Genomic DNA, 18,945 nt, shown 5'->3' with positions numbered 1-18,945 from the left:
GCTCCGTACCTTAAATAAATTTTGAAAGGATGTACATATGAAAAAAATGCGTGTCATTACATTACTCATACTTATTTCTATCATTACGATTTTAGGAGCATGTAGTGATAGTAAATTAAGAGATTCACTCAATTGGGATGTAGAAAAGTTTACTTTTACAGATCAAAATGGAAAAAAGTTTGGTTCATCTGAATTGAAGGATAAAGTTTGGGTAGCCGATTTTATTTTTACAAGTTGTGAAACCGTTTGCCCTCCTATGACAGCTAATATGGAAAAACTTCAAAACATGTTGCAAAAAGAAGGTATTAAAGATGTAGAGTTTGTATCGTTTAGTGTAGATCCTGAAGTGGACACACCTGAAAAAATAACAGAGTTTATGAAAGTATATGAAATGGATGCGAAGCGAACTCATTTTTTAACAGGGTATACACGACCAGAAATTGAAAAGTTTGCAAAAAATAACTTCCAAACACTTGTAACGAAACCAGAAAACAATACACAAGTTATACATGGTACAAGCTTTTATCTTGTAGATAAAGACGGGAAAGTTGTGAAGAAGTATTCAGGTATTCAAAACACGCCATATGAAGATATGATCCGTGATATTAAAAAAATACGTTAACTAAAAACTACTTATTATGTTTCTATTAACTAAAAAATCCGAGGTGTTTATATGAAAAAAAAGCAAAACTCTCACATCAAATTATTATTCATTGCCACATTAATCATTTTCGTTGCTGTTACAGCTTTCGTCGTTTTAAATAAAGAAGATAAAGTTGCGACAAATAAAGTAATAAAAGATTTACCCCCTATCGGCAAACAACCTACTTTAGGAAAAGAAGATGCACCAGTCTCTATTATTGAGTTTGGCGACTTTAAGTTTCCTGCTTGTAAAGCATGGGGTGAGCGTATCTTCCCTCAGCTTCAAAAAGACTATATCGATACAGGAAAAGTTAAATTTTCATATGTAAATGTTTTATTCCACGGAACAGAATCTAAATTGTCTGCTTTAGCTGCTGAATCTGTTTATAAACAAGACCCACAAGCATATTGGAGCTTCCATAAAGAATTATTTAACGCACAGCCAGCAAATCACGATGATCCATGGATTACTCCTGAAAAACTATTAGAAATTGCGAAAACATATACACCAAGTATTAATACTGTTCAACTTGAAGAAGATTTGAAAAAACAAACAGCGCAAGAAGAAGTAAATAAAGATGAAAAACTAACGCAAGATTACGGTGTAGAACAAACACCGAGCATTGTCATAAATGGAACGATGTTGTCTGACCCTTATGATTATGAACAAATCAAAAATTTAATTGAAAAAGCATTAAAGGACAAGAAATGATGAGTACAACAAATACGCATTTTGAATGGCGTAATTACACTTTATATTTTGCATGGATTGTATCAATGATAGCGACACTAGGTAGTCTATTTTTCAGTGAGATTCTTGGGTTCATACCGTGTGAATTGTGTTGGTACCAACGAATTATGATGTATCCGCTCTGTATTATTTTAGGCATTGCAACGTTCTGTAATGAAAAAAACATAAAAAAATATGTATTAACAATTTCTATTATCGGCGGGAGTATTTCACTTTATCACTATGCAATACAAAAAATCCCTGGCGTTTCAGAGATTAACCCGTGCGTGCAAGGTGTCCCTTGTAATGTCGATTATATTAATTGGTTAGGTTTTATAACGATCCCCTTCTTAGCGTTAATTGCTTTTTCTTTCATTACTTTGTTTATGTTGTTAACGAGATCGAATTAATATGGTAATGGTAGAAAAAGAAATCGAGCTTTTAAATCGCATTCCTTGTTACTGTGAGTATAATGAAAACCCCGACTGTAAGAACAATAGTTTTATAGACGAAAAAAGCAGGAAATCACTCGTGATCTCCTGCTTTTTTTATATTTTAGGTCCTTGATAAGTGAATCCACATATGGCTACCATTTACTCATACACGATAACTGGATTAGGACTTGCCATTTCCATAAATATTTTAGATTTACATGACGTATTATTTTTATTATGACTCCCTACTAACAACCCCTCGCCTCTCGTATTCCATTCTATATTCAACAGCAGCCGCAATTTTAGGACTTGCAAATCTCTCCGTGATCCAAAGTCCTAAATCAAGCCCTGAAGTAACTCCTCTTGCGGTAATACTATCGCCTTGATCCACAAATTCTGTAAGGAAGAAATTCTGCCCCATATGTAGGAATTTCACTCTGCGCCAAATGATGCATTGTTGCCTTTTTATCATTCAATATACCGGATGCAGCTAGTAACATACCTCCAGTACAAACTCCAGCAACAATCGTTCCTTCATTGTGCATCTCTCTAATTATTTTAGTCAAAGTACCAAGCTCAGCTTGCTTTCGCGCCCCGTGTTTAGCTTTATGATTCCAGCCACCACCAGGTACAATTAACAAATCTGGACGATTATCCATTCGTAAAAAATCATGTAGTTTAATCGTAACTCCAAACGAAGTAGTAATTTCTTGTTTTCGTTCACTTGATACGAGTTCAACCGTAAATGGAGCCCCTTCTTCTATCGCTCTTTTCAGTACTTCAAAAGGTGCAAAGGAGACAAGTTCTCCGAAACCGTCAAACAATACAATTTGTATTTTCATTTTTCGAACACCTCATCGTTAAAAATCACTTTATCGGTTATTTACGAGCTATAGGCAGAAAATATAACTTTATATAATATTTTAGATAAGAAGTTTTAAATTCCTATAACAAATAAGTAAAATGCATCAAATATAAAAGTAGACATACAAAAACGCTATTCTACAGAAAGAATAGCGTTTTTTTTTAGATTTGTTAGCCTATCTTTATTTATAACTCAACCAAGCATCTCCCCAGTCCGCATGATCATTTCCATTACCGTTACCTGCATCGTCAACTACTAGTTTTAATTCTTTCTTACCTGTAAGATCAACATCAACAAATTTGGCCGGGGTATTATAATACATTGTGCCGCTATTAAATACTTCCACTCCATCAAGTAGTACTTTAAATACGACCGAACCGCCTTTACCGCCAGGTTCTTGATCAATTCCTACATAGGAATTAAATTGTTTGTACGTTGCATTTGATATATCATAGGTAACTTCTGATTTTGCATGCGTTCCGACCCCTTTTTTATACGTAACCGGGCCTGTCGTTCCGAGTAATGAAATTGGGTTTCCGTCAGTACTTTTATCTTTTTGAACTGTTGCCCATCCAGCAGTTGCTTTTACCCATGGAATATCACTAAGATAAATACCACCAGAAGCAACTTGCACTTTCGTTGAAGTCACGACCGAATTCCCCAATTTTACGGAGACACCAATTTCTTTCACTCCTTTAAACTGAGTTGGTGGAGTGATAACAAACGAATATGTTTCCTCTCCTCCTGCCGGTAATTGAAAGTCCGTTGTTGATGGCTGTGCATTCCAGCCGTCTGGTAATTGCAACTCAATTTTTCCAGGCGTCACTTTTTCCTTTATTTCATTTTGAACCTTTACTTTTAATGTAGTAGAACCACCTTCAGCGCTAATTGGATTTGGTTCTACTTTTGCCGAAATGAGCTTTACTGCTGGAGTTACTTCTATTTGATTCGATTTACTAACCGTCCCACTATCTGTGTTTACTTCCGCTTCAATGGCGTAATTGTTAGCGACTATATCGATAGGAACAGGTAAATCCGCCTCAATTGTTTTAGATCCTCCTGGTTCAATACCTTCAAAAGCTACTTGAATCGGTTTCACATTCCAGCTCTCAGGAGCCTTTACAACCACTTCTCCAGAAGAAGATTTCAATGTACCAAAGTTTGATAAATGAGCTTTTACCTTCACTGTATTTCCTGCAGTTACACTGTTCGTAGATTCTAAATCGAAACTAAGCATAGACTCAATTTTATAAGATTTACCTTGTTCCGTTTTAAAGGAAATCGTATCGCCATCCTTCGTAAATGGCACTGATGTATTCGTGCCAACTCTTGTTAAAGTAAATGGTGTATTGAACATTGGACTTTTTAAATTTACATCGTTTCCATGATCAGAAGTCACCTGAATAACTGTAGGAACACCATTTTTCCAGTCCGCATTAATTGTAAATGCACCGCGTGCTCTTAGTCCTTTATAAGAACCGTCCTTCCAAGCTTTCGGAAGTGCAGGCAATAGTTGAATGGAGTCGGTATGGCTTTGAATTAACATTTCAGCAATTCCCGATGTCGCACCAAAGTTTCCATCAATTTGAAACGGTGGATGCGTATCAAATAAGTTGCTGAGCGTACTTCCTGTAAGCTGCCCTTGCAAAATTTTATAAGCATGGTCACCATCTAACAAACGTGCCCATAAGTTAATTTTATTCGCTTTACTCCAGCCTGTTCCCTCATCACCACGATGGTTTAGAGTAACTATTTTCGGTATTCCTTTTAGCATTTCTATCCCCCTTCCGATTTTTATCTGAACGAAAATCATTATTTCTAATCGTTTTAAATACTTACACTTTGTGCATCTATTAGTAATTTCGGTGTAAATATTTCATTAAAAGGACCTTCTTCATTGTTTAAACGCTTTAGTAAAATATCACCTACTCTTTCTCCCATTTCATATGGTTTGTGAGCTACTGATATAATCCCAGGTGCTCGTAATAATTGTGCTGCTTCCACATCACCAAATGAAGCGATCACTATGTCCTCTGGTACTGAGTATCCTCTCCTCGTTAATTCAAGAAGAACACCGAATGCCATTTCATTGTTCAAGGTTAGAATAGCTGACGGTTTCTCAGTAAAATTAAGAAAATAATCAACTGCTTTCATTCCACCCTCTCTAGTGAAAGTGCTATTAAACGTATAGTTTTCATCTTCCTGAATACCAAACTCCTCCAAAGCTTTTTGAAATCCTTCATAACGCTCTTTACCTGTACTTACGTTCAACAATCCATTCACAAGACCAATTGATTTATGCCCCTGTTTTAAAAGATAGCTCGTTAATGTATAAGCACTTTCAAAATTACTTTCTATAACCGAATCTAATTTTGAATCTCCAATCTCAACAGTCCGATCAACTAAAACAATTGGTACACCGGCTTGATGAATACTTCTTACTCTTTCTTCACAACCTCCAGCAGTCGCCAACACAATCGCATCTACCTGTTGCTCCACTAGTAGTTGCAACAATTTATCCTCTTTTTTAGGATTTTCATGACTACTACAAAAAATAAGGTTATACCCCTTTTGCTGTACAATATCTTCAATCGCCTTTGAAATCGTCATGTAATATTGGTTTGTGATATCAGGAATCACAACACCAATCGTGTATGTTTTATCTTGCTTTAAACTTCTAGCAATCGCATTCGGTTGATAATTAAGTTTTTTCACAGCTAAATAAACACGATCTTTAATGTCGTCACTTACAAATCCACTTGCATTTAACACCCGAGATACTGTAGCTGTAGACACATTCGCTTCCATTGCAACATCTTTAATTGTAGACTTAGCCATTTCATCACTCTTTCTAAGTTTTCAAGAAATCGTTTACTTCAGTTTCGTTTAAAGCTTTATTCCATCCATGTAAACGATTACTTAGTAGTTTACATGGATAATAATAATTTAATTTTCAAAATATTTCAACACTTTTTAAAAACATTTTTTATAAAAAAATACAACTATACATCAGATAACCCGTAAAGTGTGAATGGGGTCATTTTTTTATGATTACATGGGCGTTTTTTAGGCTTATATTTTATGGGAGGAATGCCGCAGCATCGTACTATTACGAAGATTCGTAGTACATAAAAAGAAAGAGCCTACTCGTGTGAGTTGGCTCTTTCTCTACTTACTAATACAGATAGATTTTCTCCTCTTATCACCTAATTGACAATAACATCACAATTTTTTAGAATTATGCATGTTTGTATTTGAAATCATTCGAAATACTTTTACATAGAAAACCGCACTAACAAGGGCACAAAGTAATATAATGCCAAACACAACAATTGGAGATAACCATGTAGAAAATACAATCATAATGGGTGCAATAAAGCGCCCAATGGTAAATTGTAAATTGGATGCTGCCATATATTGTCCTCTAGCATTTTCAGGTGCATATTTACTGACAAAACTATGTACAACTGGTGAACGGATCAATTCACCAATTGTTAATATTGCCATAAACCCGAACAATAGCCATATATTCGTTGTGAGTCCTATTAAAAACATACCCGTTCCAAATAAAACATTAGAGATAATTAAAACGTTTCGGTCGCTCCAACTCTCAAAGTATTTTGCAACAGGTAGAGAACATAAAACAAATAGAATCCCATTCAACCCCATCATCCATCCGAAAATTTCAGTATTACTTAGAGAGAATGAACCAGTACTCCATGAGAAAAGAGATTGTGTTGGTACAAATTCTTTTACATATAACGCAAGGTAAAGATCGAGTTGCATGAAAGCTATCATAATGAATATTCCAGCAACTATATAAAGAGCGAAAATTTTATCACTAAAGATTTTCGTATAATTATTCCATTGTTCTTTAAAGATTTTTGATATTGGATTGTTGTCCCCATCATTTTTAGAAGCTTCTGGAAACGTTTCTCTAATTATGAAATAGATTGCTATAAAATAAATAAATATAACAATTGTACAAGTCCATAACAATTCACTTCGATAATGAAAGAAGAAAAATGAACCTAACACCGGTCCAAATACAGCACCGATATTATTGGCTGTAACAAAAGTGGCAAAGACGACCCTTCTATCCTTTTCTGGTACTATATCAGCTATCATTGCAGAACTTGCTGGACTGTAGATTGCCCCGCTAATCCCAATACCAATATAGGCTAAATAATTAATCCAATGTGAATGAGATAAAGCAAAAACTCCAAACATTGCTACCTGTATGATTGTGCCTAATAGCATGACAGGGCGGCGTCCTAAGCGATCCGCTAAATATCCACCTAATAAATTACCTATTATGCCCACAAGAGGTATAATTGCCATTAAAATTCCGCCAATTGTTTTACCAAAAGCATCACTATAATATATGGCCATAAAAGGAAAATACATCCAAAATAATGTATTGAAAAGAGTCTCGCCAATTAACCTAGTTTTTAAATTTCTATCCCATGATAACCATTTCAACGTAATACATCCCCTATTTTAACTTGTAAAATATTTACTATACATTTTATAAACTTTTAATCCAAGGAAAATATAATAACATAAAGGGAATTTATTTTACAAATTAATATAGGAATCTAAACTTTGCGCGCGAGAAAACCTGTTTCATGTCCCGCTATATTGTGCTGCAGTTGGAAACTAGCACTCCTACCAATAAACTCAACGTTCTTAATGCGTAAAACTCTTGGTTATCAAACCCGGATAGATAAAAACAGGCATATGATAATGGGCCAATGGAGTCTTTTAAGGAACTATTAAGTGCGAGAAATATTACTTACATAAATACGATACGTTTGAGGAACTAAATCAAGCAATAGACGAGTACATTCAGTTTTATAATTACGACATTCCAAAAACAACTAAACGGCCTCATCCCCATGGAATATAGAACTAAAGCCGCTTAGGGGGTTTTATTAGTTCCCTTGTCTACTTGACAGGGGGCTGTTCAGAATTGACTCTTCCTCTACTTACTAATACAGATAGATTTTCTCCCCTTATTTTATAAACTCTCAAATGTTCTACTAATTCACTCTCGTCATCTACTAGACTCATCTTCTTTTTAACAAAGTTCCAATTTAAACTGCCGGATAACCATAGCAATGAAGAAAGTCTTTTATAATCATTTGAAGTTAAAATGTTATTAGCTCCATACCCTTCTAAAAATGCTCTAGCAACTTCCGAACATACTTTATGCGACTGTATTCCTTCTATCCGGGAATACCATTTTATTAAAAAGGCTAATCCTTCAACGCGATCTACATATCCAATCGATTCAAAATCTATAATTCCTTTTACACATTGATTTGTATCCCATAGGACATTTAAAGGATTTAAATCTGTTTGTACTATATACTCTAGATCATACGTATGTGCGCTTTCTATATGATACTTAGCGAGATCTATATACCCTCTTAATTCCTTACATGTACCACTCTTATTTTCTAACAACTGTATAAACTCACCATATCCAACTAAATGAGATTTCTTTTGAAAAGTTGGGCTTTGAAATGTACTAGAAATATCATGTATCTTTCTTGCTTCCTTTCCAAAGACTTCTGCCATCGTTTCTGTACAATGAGTAACATGTTCTCCTTCCATCCAAGTAGACAATACAAACCGATACTGTTCATCATTCCAAGTGACACATGTAAAGGACTCTCCCGCCCTATTTTCCTTAATCTGCATAAATGGGATTCCATGATCTCGTAAATAATACGTAAACCGTACTTGCTCTTTCAATTGTTCATTTGATAACGTCCCAAAGGCTGGATTAATTGTTCGCTTGCTATTTATAAACCGTGCGGAATACCGATTCCCATTTACAATGATTTTATAGTGTAGATCTGTATGCCAACTGTTCTTATTTAGTTCTTCTTCAACTAGTAGTGAATGAATTTCTTTAAATTAGTTTATTAATATGTCTTTTATTATTTGTTTCATCCTATTCTCCTTACATACAAAAATTCATTTTTGTATTTCCGAATAAAATCTTTTAAAGTGAGGATTTTTAAGATACACCTAATGTATTCAAATAAAGAATCCTATCCTACTGTGAGTAATAATACGGTTATGTAATTTTGCCGCCAAAATTACAGTAGCCTTCTATCTATGTAGATGAAAGAAGGCTACTAAATCTTTTTAAAAATCTAGTTATTTCATAGTGAATGTATTATTGATTAAATAATACATTTGTTTAATACAAGTACTAAATAAGAAAAATCAACCGTCATAATGCAATTAACAAATTGAGGATTTTCATTTAAACTTTATAAAACTCAAATGTATTTTTTTCTAAACATATTGTTTCATCAGAAGTTTTGATAATTATATCAAAACGCTGACTATACGAATGCATAAATACTTCATATTGAATCCGGCGTTCTTCATGAGACTGCCTTAAATAATTTATATCGGCTCCCCTTTCAGTTATATCCCGACTTGATCTTCTCATTAGTTCCGTTTCGCCATCTGTATAAAAATAAATTTTCAAATCAAATAAATCAGGATTAATAAAAGCGGCGCTCATTCCTTCCACAATCGTTACTTTATTTTCCGAAGAAATCAACTTACTTTTCATATAATGCGTATCTATTGTATAAAAATCTAGCCCCGCTCTAACCATATGAATATCTCTTTCTAAAGCTGCCAAATGATGCGCCGCTGGATGACAAGCTGTCATTTTATAACGATGATTTTCATTTTGATATGTATAGTGAATCACTGCATGCTTGCGGATATCTGAACTAACAATGTAAGGATCTGTATTAATATAATTTACTTCATTTTGATTTAGTAGCTTTACGAGTCTATTAGTAAACGTTGTTTTTCCAGCTGCACCATGTCCTGAAATACCGATAACAATTTGTTCATCTCTCATCTTTAACCAATTTATAATTTCTTGTAACAACTTATCCATCATTCTCCCCCTTGCGCTAATATACTACCCTTTATTTTAATATCCAAAAATCCTTTTATTTAATTATAAATAAAAAGAAAAAGATAGTGTGATTATTCATCATACCATCTCTAATTCTAAACAACTTTATTATCTTTTAAATGACTTTATTATTTGTGAACACCTATATGATTAAATACACTTCTAACTTTATCAATCCAATAGAACATCCTCTATTTTCCAGTGATTTATGCGAACCAATGCAGTCATGACTAATAAAAAAGAGCCAATCTCCTATACGATAGAAGATTGGCTTTTTCCTTTATTTACTCCCCTGTTTCAGAAAATCGCTTTATACGTTCTCCAATTTCATCGCGAACACGTTGAAATTCAGACCACTCTTTTCCTGCTGGGTCATCAAATCCCCAGTGGACACGATTTACGTGCGAAGGTGTCGAAGGACAAACAGAATCCGCATGACTACAAAGCGTAACGACTAAATCAGCACTATTTAAAATGTTTGTATCAATTATATCCGATGTTTGATTCGTTATATCAATATTTACTTCTTTCATCGCTTTAATAGCATTTGGATTTACTCCGTGTGCTTCGATTCCTGCAGAATATACATTCCACTTATCTCCTACATATTGTTTGCCCCATGCTTCTGCTATTTGGCTTCGGCATGAATTTCCTGTGCATAAGAAATAAATTGTCTTTTTGTTCTCCATGTTGTTTTCCGCCTTTGTTTTTAAATTATACTGGTTGATCATTAAAATATTTACGCTTAAACCAAAAAGCGACATTTACAAGTGCAATCATGACAGGTACTTCCACTAATGGTCCGATAACAGCTGCAAATGCTGCGCCCGAATGAATACCAAACACACCAACTGCTACAGCAATCGCTAACTCAAAGTTATTACTACCTGCTGTAAATGCTAACGTTGTAGTTACCGAATAGTTTGCACCAATTTTTCTTCCCATAAAGAAAGAAACAAAAAACATCACAATAAAATAGATTAATAATGGAATCGCTATTCTTACTACATCTAGTGGTACGCTAACAATCATCTCCCCTTTTAAAGAGAACATAACGATGATTGTAAATAGTAATGCAAGTAATGTAAGTGGACTAATCTTCGGTATAAACACCTTTTCATACCACTGTCTTCCTTTTAACTTAACGAGTACAAAACGTGTCAACATACCTGCTATAAAAGGAATTCCTAAATAGATAAATACTGATTTCGCTACTTCTACCATTGTAATATTGACAATAGCCCCTTCAATTCCTAACCATTCTGGAATGACTGTTACAAACACGTATGCATAAACGGAGAAGCATAACATTTGGAATACTGAGTTAAAAGCCACTAAACCTGCCGCATACTCTTTATCCCCATCAGCAAGGTCGTTCCAAACAATCACCATTGCAATACAACGTGCTAAACCAATCATAATGAGTCCGACCATGTATTCTGGCTTATCAGGAAGAAAAATAATTGCTAAAACAAACATAAGTACAGGTCCGATAATCCAGTTTTGTACTAAAGATAAAATCAATACTTTTACATCTTTAAATACTCGGCCCATTTCCTCGTAACGAACTTTCGCTAATGGTGGATACATCATGACAATTAAACCGACAGCTAGTGGGATAGACGTTGTTCCAACTTGTAATGTATTCAGTCCTTCTACTACACTAGGAAACACAAACCCTAAACCAATCCCAACAGCCATAGCTAGAAAAATCCATAGTGTTAAATATCGATCTAGAAAAGATAAACGTTTCATTTTATTTTCCATCTCCTATTAACAACAAGAATTTTTATCTACTACGTTAGAAGTCGTACAACAAGATGGTTCTTCTATTTTATGAACATCACTATGTGCTTTTGTATAAAAGAACTCCCACTCGTTCCCATCAGGATCCGTTACCCAAAACTTATCTTGAACTGCATAGCAACAAGTCGTATCCATCTCATCACGCGCGAAGAAACCTTCTTTTTCTAATCTTTCTTTATGTAATGTAATTTCTTCAGCTGTATCCACTTGGAAACCGAAATGATTTACCTGATTTCCTTTCACTTCATCTCGTACGTTCAGCGTGAAATTAAGTCCTGGTGTCTCTAATAAAAATTTTACATAATCTACTTTCACCTTTACTGGTGATACGCCAAATACCTTTTCGTAAAATTCGATAGACTTCTCTAAATCCGTAACATTTATACCAACGTGAACATATCTCATAGCTTACTCCTCCTCTTTATATGTTATTAATCAATTTTTTTTGATTAATAATATATAATTTTAACAACAGCTACCTTTTCCTGTTTTTCTAAAAATACAGCACAATTCTTCTGATAATAAATTATTTACTTCCGCATCATTTAAATCATAATAACTCCAAGTGCCTTTTGTTTCTTTTACAATTAAACCCGCATCTAATAAAATCTTTAAATGATATGACAACTTAGATTGCGTCATTTCAAAAATCTCTGTTAAATCACATACACACGTCTGGCCTCGCTGACAAAGCTCATACATAATCTCTAACCGCTTTTGATCCGCCAACGCTTTAAACTTTTTTTCATAGAGCTGAAAATCTTGTGCCACCGTAGTTCACTTCCCTTCATCAACTTTTTTTGATATTTATAGTATATACGCTGATTAATTTATTATGCAACTAATTAATCATTATTTTTGATTTACAAAAACTTCCTCGCATCCTATCTTTGTTACAATTAAAAAAGACCATAGCTTTTTCAAAAATGAAAAACTATGGTTCTTTTTACAACTTAATAGTTACAATGTTTCCGAGGAATGGAGTCTCTATAACTGTTTTAAATTTTAATTTGATCATTATAGAGTAGTGCCCCATCACCATCAAGCTAAGAAAAACAAATACCCCCAAATGAAAAAAATCGATATAACTCTTCGGCAAATAAAGATAACTCTTGTTTTTGGTGCATATTCATAAAAAGCACGTCACCCTTTCTCATTAACATAAGAGAATAGTAATGTGCTTTTAATTTCAAAAATAGTCTAAATCCTTAAGTTGATGGTTGTGGGGCGGGACCCCAATAAGAACGGTATCTAAGGTTGTATGAGAGGTGTTAGTTCCATTCCAAAGGCCTCAGCCGACGATTAACTCAAGTATCGATTTCGGATGACCCCCATGTGATGAAGTTCGTGTCCTGCTATGCCGTACGCGAGGGCGCGCGCCGTAATGCTTAGGTTGTTGGCTGTACCCTTACGGGTCCACGCCTCCGCCGGTAGCCCGCGCAGCAATGTGATCGTTGATTGCCGTACGGCCCGGTAGTCTTCGGCCAATTGCGCGGTTGTCCAGCTTCCGAAAGGAGGTATGAACAATTCCTGATCGAAACCGGTCAGAGGCGTCTGGTCCCCTCTTGCGAACCGGAGCAGGCGGTAGGTCATGACGCGTTCCGCGTCTGCAATGTGGCCCACGACTTCTTTCAGCGTCCATTTTCCTTCCGCATACCGATATGCGGCCTGGCTTTCGGTCAACGATGCCAAGAGCTCAGTCATTTGCTTTTCCTGGGCGAACAGAATATCGATGATGTTACCGTCCGGCACCAAACGGATATATTCGCCGGAGTTCCCGGCGTATTCTTCTTCTGACGGTCTTTGATTCATGCATAGTCACCTCTTTATGTACATATAGAAAATTATAGCACTCGTCTATGTCTAATAAATTCTCGAAATGATAGAACTTTCCTTCTAATAATTGAGGATAAGCAACTATTTAGTTTGTCGGTCGCCACACTATCCTGATTCGTTAGCACAATAAGCAATGCTAATCAATAATGCATAAAGTGAAACTTTAATCAGTGGGGGTTTTCTTCATCCCCCACTGATTATTAGTTGAACCAATCGGACTTTTATGGGCAGTTGATCCCCCACCTAACTTCTTTGCTTTCGCTGAATTTTGAGGTGGGGGTCTTACTGCCCATTAAAGCGGGATAAAAATTATCTGTCATACAATATTTCGAAGTTATTAATATATATAGGTAACCCCTTCTTTTTTTAATTTAAAGATGAATTTCCAATTATATTTTGAAATGAAACGGAGTAAAACACACTAGTCTAACTACTTTTTTATACAAGATTTTATGCAAAAAAGAATAGCGAAGATCCCTAGAATCTCCGCTATATCAATGATGTATAAAATCTTGTATAAGTGATAGATAGACATAGAGACAAAAAATTTAGTAAAAACAAGGATTCTATGAAAAACTTGCTACCGATAACGAGAATTATGTAAATAAGCTGTCCATGTGGACAGCTTATTGTTTTTTTGCTTAGCGTACAAAATTCGCGTCTTGTTGGCGGTACCCCATTGCCATCAACCTAAGCTTTTGAGATACCCCCATACCGAAATTTTCACTTTTTTACAGTTATTTATGAGAATTCAGCTCATTTTATCGTTTTGGGGAACAATCAATTTCTTAAGTTGATGGGTATGTGATAATGCTTCCATTTGAACAAATTTTCCTTTTCCATACCGATCACACACCTTTTGTAAAGTAATAGTATCAGCATATCCCAGTTTAAGAGGTTACTTACAAAATATTTAGAATTTTTTCGCGAGAATCCTCCGAAATGTAATACGGACTTTAAATATTTTCATTTATAATTCTCTATTTGTCTATACTTTTCATACCGCTGTTGTATAAGCTCTTCCGAGGATAATAGTATCAATTTTTTTAGAGATGATTCGATTACAGATTCAATCATTTTTGCCTGTGATTTTATATCATTTTTGCCTGTGATTTTATATCATTTTGTGCTCCACCTTTAATTTCAGGAATGATTTCATCAATAATTCCTAAATGTTTTAAATCTTTTGCTGAAATTTTCATATGTTCAGCAGCTTCTGGAGCATACTTAGCGTCCTTCCATAGGATAGATGCTGCTCCTTCTGGCGAAATTACCGAGTACCATGAATACTCTAACATATGGATATGGTTACCGACACTAATGCCAAGAGCTCCACCACTTGATGCCTCTCCAATTACAATACAAACAATTGGCACTTTAAGTGTAGTCATTTCAAATAGATTTCGAGCTATCGCTTCAGAAATTCCACGTTCTTCAGACCCTATCCCTGGATAGGCGCCTATTGTATCAATAAATGTAATAATAGGGCGATTAAATTTATCAGCTTGTTTCATAAGTCTTAGCGCTTTTCTATAACCTTCTGGATGTGCCATTCCAAAATTTCTTTCTATACTTTCCTTTGTATTTCTACCTCTTTGATGACCAATAACCGTAACGGGCATTCCTTTAAATTTTGCAATACCACCTATCATTGCTTTATCATCACCATATAATCGATCACCATGAAGTTCGAGAAAGTTTGTAAACAATAAAGGTATATAGTCCAATGTCGTGGGTCGGTTACGTAGCCTTGCAATTTGAACTCGTTGAAAAGGTGTAATATTAGAATAAATTTTATCTTGCATTTTATTTAAACGTTTTTCTAATTCATGAATTTCTGACGATAAATCTACATTATTTTCTTTCATAATTTTCTTTAATTCATCAAATTTCTCTTTTAATTCAATAATAGGACGTTCAAAATGCAAACTCATTTTATCCTCCAAATATTATGACTTACCTCACTCTAATCAAAAGGCTTAGAAATAGAATCAATAAATAATTCAAAACCATCCACAACTATTTTTTGTTCTGATTCTGATAAATTATTGAGAATACTTTGATAAAATGTAATGGATTGCTCTCTTAAGCAATTAACAGTTATGTGACCTTTTTCTGTGAGGTGCAGAAAAAGTTCTCTTCTATTTTTTTCATTTACTTCACGATAAATAAGCCCCTTTTTTACTAACTTATCTACCAATCTACTTACAGTTGAAGTCTCTAATCTAAGTTTATTGGATAGTTGCCAAACAGTTAGTTTTTCCACCTCTAGTTCCTCTAACGCCATCATTTGAGAAGTTGGTAAAGGTTTTTCAAATGGTCCATTGGGCAAATTTTGAGATTCAAAAACCCCAGTTATTATAATCATTTTCTTAATATCTGTTCTTAGTTTTAAGGCATCTTCTCTTTTCAAAAAGGTCACCCTCCTACAACTAATGTATCATACATCAATTGTATTATACATGAATATGATTTTTTCACAAGCTTAACGTAAGCCAATATTACAACATGGACGAGATATTTCTTCTTGTTAAAATGGTATAAGTGGATTGTTTTCTACAAATGGCAAAACATCAATTATATATCAGGGGCCTTTATGGGGTACCGCTCATCGCAATCAATCTAAGAAAATAAAACTACCCCAAAAACGAAATTTTGTGATAACTTGTAACAAAAAACTCATAATTTTGGAGGGGGGGAATTCTAAATTCTTAAGTTGATGCGCATGTGGCGGTACCCCATACCCATCAACTTAAGAAAAAGAAATGCCCCCAAAACGAAAAAATGAGCGGCTTCTCAGAATAGCTATCTGTAGAGAAAGAAAATTTTAATTTAGGGGGATATGAAAATATTAGCTTGATGTGTATGAAGTAGTGTCCCTATAAACAAAATCCTCCAGAAACATCTAAAATTTGCCCTGTTACCCAGCGACTATCAGAAGAAGCAAGGAATGCGACTGCACCTGCGATATCTTCAACTTGCCCTATTCGTCCGAACACAGATGAATTCGTAGCAAAATTTCGTATTTCCGGATTATCTAGCAATTTCGCATTTATATCTGTCTTCGTATATCCAGGCATAATTGTATTCACTGTTATCCCTCTTTCTCCAAGATGTTTAGCTAGAGGAAGTGTCATCGTATTTAGTGCACCTTTACTTAAACCGTATGCAATGGACCCTGCAAAACCAAGTCTTACTTCAGCTGATGAAATGTTAATAACTCGCCCCTCCGCTCGTAATAACGGTAATGTTTGCTGAATTAAGAAGAACGGTGCTTTAATATTTACAGACATAATTTCATCAAAAACTTCTTCTGTCGTATTTTCAATTGTTCCTTGTGTACCTATCCCTGCATTGTTTACTAAAATATCAATCTCTGATGTACCAACTCTTATTTGTAATTCATTCTTCAATTGTTCTACTATCTTTTTGACACCATCAATTGAATTGAAATCTGCTTCAATTAAGAATGCCTTTCCTCCATTAGATTCAATCTCACTAATTGTTTCATCTGCAGCTGTTTTATTTCGGCCGTAGTGAACTGCAACTAATGCACCGTCGTTTGCCAATCTCATCGCAATCGCACGACCAATACCGCGACTCGCCCCTGTTACTAACGCTACTTTCCCATCAAGATTCTTCATTTTTTCCACCCTTCCTACATTTTCGTTTACTAAATCCTATACTTATATTTTTAAGCAAATACTAATAATTTTAAATATAGATTTATAGGTAATTTAGTTCCTTCACTTATGATATTATAGTTATAATTTACGATTTACTTTAGAAAATAAAAAAGGGGGCTATTCAATGAAAAACGCAGTAAAACTAGATGAAATTGACCATAAAATTATGAACTTGTTGCATGAAAATGCGAGAATTTCTGTTTCAGAAATAGGACGTATTATATCCATGACGCAGCCCGCTGTAAAAGAACGCATTAACAAACTTGAAGATCAAGGCGTTATAGCTGCATACCGAACGAAATTTGAGCCTTCTAAAATTAATAAGAACATTCAAGCATTCATCATGTTTAAAACGAGTCAATGCTCTGATTTCATCCAATTTTGTAATGCCGCTCCCGAAGTAACTGATTTATATCGAATTAGCGGGGAGTTTAATTATATGATGAAGGTCATGAGCAATTCGATGGATTCTCTCGCTACATTTTTAGACTCCTTAATGCAATTTGGATTATCGTCTCCTTTAATTGTTTTAAAGAGTGAGTTTGAGGAGAAATTGTCGTTCTGATAAGAGGGTACTAAGATAAAGATACCGAGTGTATGTGGAAAAATTCTTATATAATATAAAAAGAACCACCCATAGGCTGGTTCTTTTTTCATTCAATTTCCTACTAGAAAATCCAGAGATACGTCTCCTTCTCACCTATCCCTGATTTCTCTGCGCCTCTCTAAACTCCTCCTTCACCTTCTCTAACAACCCTTCTTCTGTAATTAATCGATACGCTGTATTTGCTAGTGCTTTTGCGGATGTAATTAATGCTTTATCTCCTAATTCTGAACGTGCTGCTTCTCTAAATTCATTCGTATGCGCAATTAAATCGTCTGGACCGATTTTAATGTACGGATGAATGGTCGGTACGACTTGGCTTACGTTTCCTGCGTCTGTTGAGCCGATGCCAAATCTTTCTTTCCGATTTACGTCTTCACCTTGTAATTCTAATTCTTCGGCTACGACGTCATTAAATGTTTTTGTTACGAGTAGTTCATCGATTTCATTTTGGAATTGATGAATTTTCACTTTCGTACCTGTTGCTAATGCTGCTCCTTGTGCGATATTTTTTACTTTTTCTGTTACTTCTGCACATCTTTTTCGCGTTGCTGCGCGGATGAAGAACCTTGCTGCGGCGTAGTCAGGAATAATGTTAGGTGCTTTTCCGCCTTCTGTAATAACGCCATGAATTTTCACATCTGACGGAAGTTGCTGGCGAAGTGCATTAATGCTGTTATACAGCTGAATAATCGCATCTAATGCGTTAATTCCTTCTTCCGGTGAAGCTGCGGCATGAGCTGTTTTTCCGTAAAAATGAAAATCATGTGGATCGACTGCTAGTGAAGGGCTCGTTGGCGCTGTCTTTCCGCTCGGATGAATCATAAGTGCTGCATCAATATCTTTAAATAACCCCGCTTTTACATAACTCGCTTTCGCACTACCGTTTGGCCCTCCTTCTTCAGCCGGAGTACCAAACACGACAACTTCTCCGCCGATTTCCTCAAGCGTTTCTGATAACGCGATCGCTGCTGCAACGCTAATTGTGCCAATTAAATTGTGACCACATGCATGACCGAGTCCTGGTAAAGCGTCATACTCAGCTAAAAATGCGATGACTGGTCCTTGTTTCCCTGAACTTTTTCGCGCGATAAATCCTGTTTCATGCCCAGCTATATTGTGCTGCAACTGAAATCCTGCGCTTCCTAACAACAAACTTAACGTTCTTGATGCGTAAAATTCTTGGTTACCAATCTCCGGATTCGCATGAATATCGTGACTTGTTTCTATGTACTTTTCCTTATTTCTTTCTATACTCTCTTCAATTGTTTTTCTTTGTGACGTTACTCCTGTCGCTCCCATTTTTCTTCCTCCTTTTATTTTCACGTAAAAAAGCCTCTTTCTAAAAGATAGAAAGAGGCTTCTGTATATACAGTCAAAATGA

The 18,945-nt window shown here is 35.2% G+C and carries 17 protein-coding genes and 4 pseudogenes; 5 read left to right on the top strand and 16 right to left on the bottom strand.

All coding sequences use genetic code 11. The features are described from left to right. The first annotated feature begins 37 nt into the window (after positions 1–37). From ILT06_RS15785 to ILT06_RS15775, 3 genes are read left to right on the top strand one after another with little or no spacing between them, the layout of a single operon-like run. Complete coding sequence (locus ILT06_RS15785; RefSeq protein ID WP_088046748.1) at positions 38–622, top strand: SCO family protein; 585 nt, start codon at positions 38–40, stop codon at positions 620–622. A 51-nt stretch (positions 623–673) separates the two neighbouring features. Beyond that, the gene (locus ILT06_RS15780) at positions 674–1,354 is read left to right on the top strand and encodes a DsbA family protein (RefSeq protein WP_222655277.1); all 681 of its coding nucleotides are present in this window, start codon (positions 674–676) and stop codon (positions 1,352–1,354) included. Continuing rightward, positions 1,351–1,782 (top strand): disulfide oxidoreductase, encoded by a 432-nt coding sequence (locus ILT06_RS15775; RefSeq protein ID WP_088046746.1) that lies wholly within the window; start codon positions 1,351–1,353, stop codon positions 1,780–1,782. Before ILT06_RS15780 ends, ILT06_RS15775 begins: the two co-directional genes overlap by 4 nt. Before the next feature lie 259 nt (positions 1,783–2,041). On the opposite strand, the pseudogene ILT06_RS15770 reads toward ILT06_RS15775, so the two are convergent. The 5 genes and pseudogenes from ILT06_RS15770 to ILT06_RS33080 form a co-directional block, all read right to left on the bottom strand. Further along, positions 2,042–2,648: pseudogene (locus ILT06_RS15770) on the bottom strand (DJ-1/PfpI family protein). Positions 2,649–2,852: 204 nt separating this feature from the next. Continuing rightward, positions 2,853–4,421, bottom strand: a pseudogene (locus ILT06_RS15765) (NPCBM/NEW2 domain-containing protein); the annotation flags it as partial. A 77-nt stretch (positions 4,422–4,498) separates the two neighbouring features. Beyond that, a complete protein-coding gene (locus ILT06_RS15760) occupies positions 4,499–5,509 on the bottom strand; it encodes a LacI family DNA-binding transcriptional regulator (protein ID WP_088046744.1) in 1,011 nt (336 codons plus the stop codon). Between the two features lie 384 nt (positions 5,510–5,893). Continuing rightward, positions 5,894–7,153 (bottom strand): MDR family MFS transporter, encoded by a 1,260-nt coding sequence (locus ILT06_RS15755; RefSeq protein WP_222655276.1) that lies wholly within the window; start codon positions 7,151–7,153, stop codon positions 5,894–5,896. Between the two features lie 122 nt (positions 7,154–7,275). After that, a pseudogene (locus tag ILT06_RS33080) lies at positions 7,276–7,382 on the bottom strand (amidohydrolase); the annotation flags it as partial. Positions 7,383–7,445: 63 nt separating this feature from the next. On the opposite strand from ILT06_RS33080, the gene ILT06_RS33075 reads away from it, so the two are divergent. After that, entirely contained in the window at positions 7,446–7,580 is a 135-nt protein-coding gene (locus tag ILT06_RS33075) for an IS3 family transposase (protein WP_081257319.1), read from the top strand. 38 nt (positions 7,581–7,618) lie between these two features. Here ILT06_RS33075 and ILT06_RS15745 read toward each other — a convergent pair whose 3' ends face one another. The 10 genes and pseudogenes from ILT06_RS15745 to ILT06_RS15700 form a co-directional block, all read right to left on the bottom strand. Continuing rightward, entirely contained in the window at positions 7,619–8,587 is a 969-nt protein-coding gene (locus ILT06_RS15745) for a phosphotransferase enzyme family protein (RefSeq protein ID WP_240368475.1), read from the bottom strand. 364 nt (positions 8,588–8,951) lie between these two features. Further along, positions 8,952–9,608, bottom strand: a complete 657-nt coding sequence (locus ILT06_RS15740) for a uridine kinase family protein (protein WP_222655275.1) — start codon at positions 9,606–9,608, stop codon at positions 8,952–8,954. A gap of 305 nt (positions 9,609–9,913) precedes the next feature. Beyond that, positions 9,914–10,318: an arsenate reductase (thioredoxin) gene (arsC, locus tag ILT06_RS15735; RefSeq protein WP_098102875.1), complete on the bottom strand. Its 405-nt coding sequence runs from the start codon at positions 10,316–10,318 to the stop codon at positions 9,914–9,916. A 25-nt stretch (positions 10,319–10,343) separates the two neighbouring features. Beyond that, positions 10,344–11,384 (bottom strand): ACR3 family arsenite efflux transporter, encoded by a 1,041-nt coding sequence (arsB, locus tag ILT06_RS15730; protein WP_222655274.1) that lies wholly within the window; start codon positions 11,382–11,384, stop codon positions 10,344–10,346. 18 nt (positions 11,385–11,402) lie between these two features. Beyond that, a complete protein-coding gene (locus ILT06_RS15725; RefSeq protein ID WP_064475770.1) occupies positions 11,403–11,840 on the bottom strand; it encodes an ArsI/CadI family heavy metal resistance metalloenzyme in 438 nt (145 codons plus the stop codon). 60 nt (positions 11,841–11,900) lie between these two features. Beyond that, positions 11,901–12,206, bottom strand: coding sequence for an arsenical resistance operon transcriptional regulator ArsR (arsR, locus tag ILT06_RS15720; protein ID WP_000046014.1), 306 nt, complete (start codon positions 12,204–12,206; stop codon positions 11,901–11,903). A 531-nt stretch (positions 12,207–12,737) separates the two neighbouring features. Continuing rightward, a complete protein-coding gene (locus ILT06_RS15715; RefSeq protein WP_064475771.1) occupies positions 12,738–13,247 on the bottom strand; it encodes a DinB family protein in 510 nt (169 codons plus the stop codon). A 990-nt stretch (positions 13,248–14,237) separates the two neighbouring features. Next, positions 14,238–15,205 (bottom strand): annotated as a pseudogene (locus ILT06_RS15710) (acetyl-CoA carboxylase carboxyltransferase subunit alpha). 32 nt (positions 15,206–15,237) lie between these two features. Beyond that, positions 15,238–15,684 carry a MarR family winged helix-turn-helix transcriptional regulator gene (locus ILT06_RS15705; protein ID WP_000817662.1) on the bottom strand — a complete coding sequence of 149 codons (447 nt, stop codon included), beginning with the start codon at positions 15,682–15,684 and terminating at the stop codon, positions 15,238–15,240. Positions 15,685–16,150: 466 nt separating this feature from the next. Further along, entirely contained in the window at positions 16,151–16,915 is a 765-nt protein-coding gene (locus ILT06_RS15700; protein ID WP_064475773.1) for an SDR family oxidoreductase, read from the bottom strand. A 166-nt stretch (positions 16,916–17,081) separates the two neighbouring features. Between ILT06_RS15700 and ILT06_RS15695 the strand changes: the two genes are divergently transcribed. Beyond that, positions 17,082–17,522, top strand: a complete 441-nt coding sequence (locus ILT06_RS15695) for an Lrp/AsnC family transcriptional regulator (RefSeq protein WP_098102874.1) — start codon at positions 17,082–17,084, stop codon at positions 17,520–17,522. A gap of 135 nt (positions 17,523–17,657) precedes the next feature. On the opposite strand, the gene ILT06_RS15690 is transcribed toward ILT06_RS15695, so the two are convergent. Next, complete coding sequence (locus ILT06_RS15690) at positions 17,658–18,863, bottom strand: M20 family metallopeptidase (RefSeq protein ID WP_064475775.1); 1,206 nt, start codon at positions 18,861–18,863, stop codon at positions 17,658–17,660. Between the last annotated feature and the right edge of the window lie 82 nt (positions 18,864–18,945).

Source organism: Bacillus sp. 17RED48 (assembly GCF_019837545.1).
Classification (GTDB): domain Bacteria; phylum Bacillota; class Bacilli; order Bacillales; family Bacillaceae_G; genus Bacillus_A; species Bacillus_A wiedmannii.
Note: the sequence above shows the minus strand (reverse complement) of the source record. Positions and strands in the feature narration are given on the sequence as shown.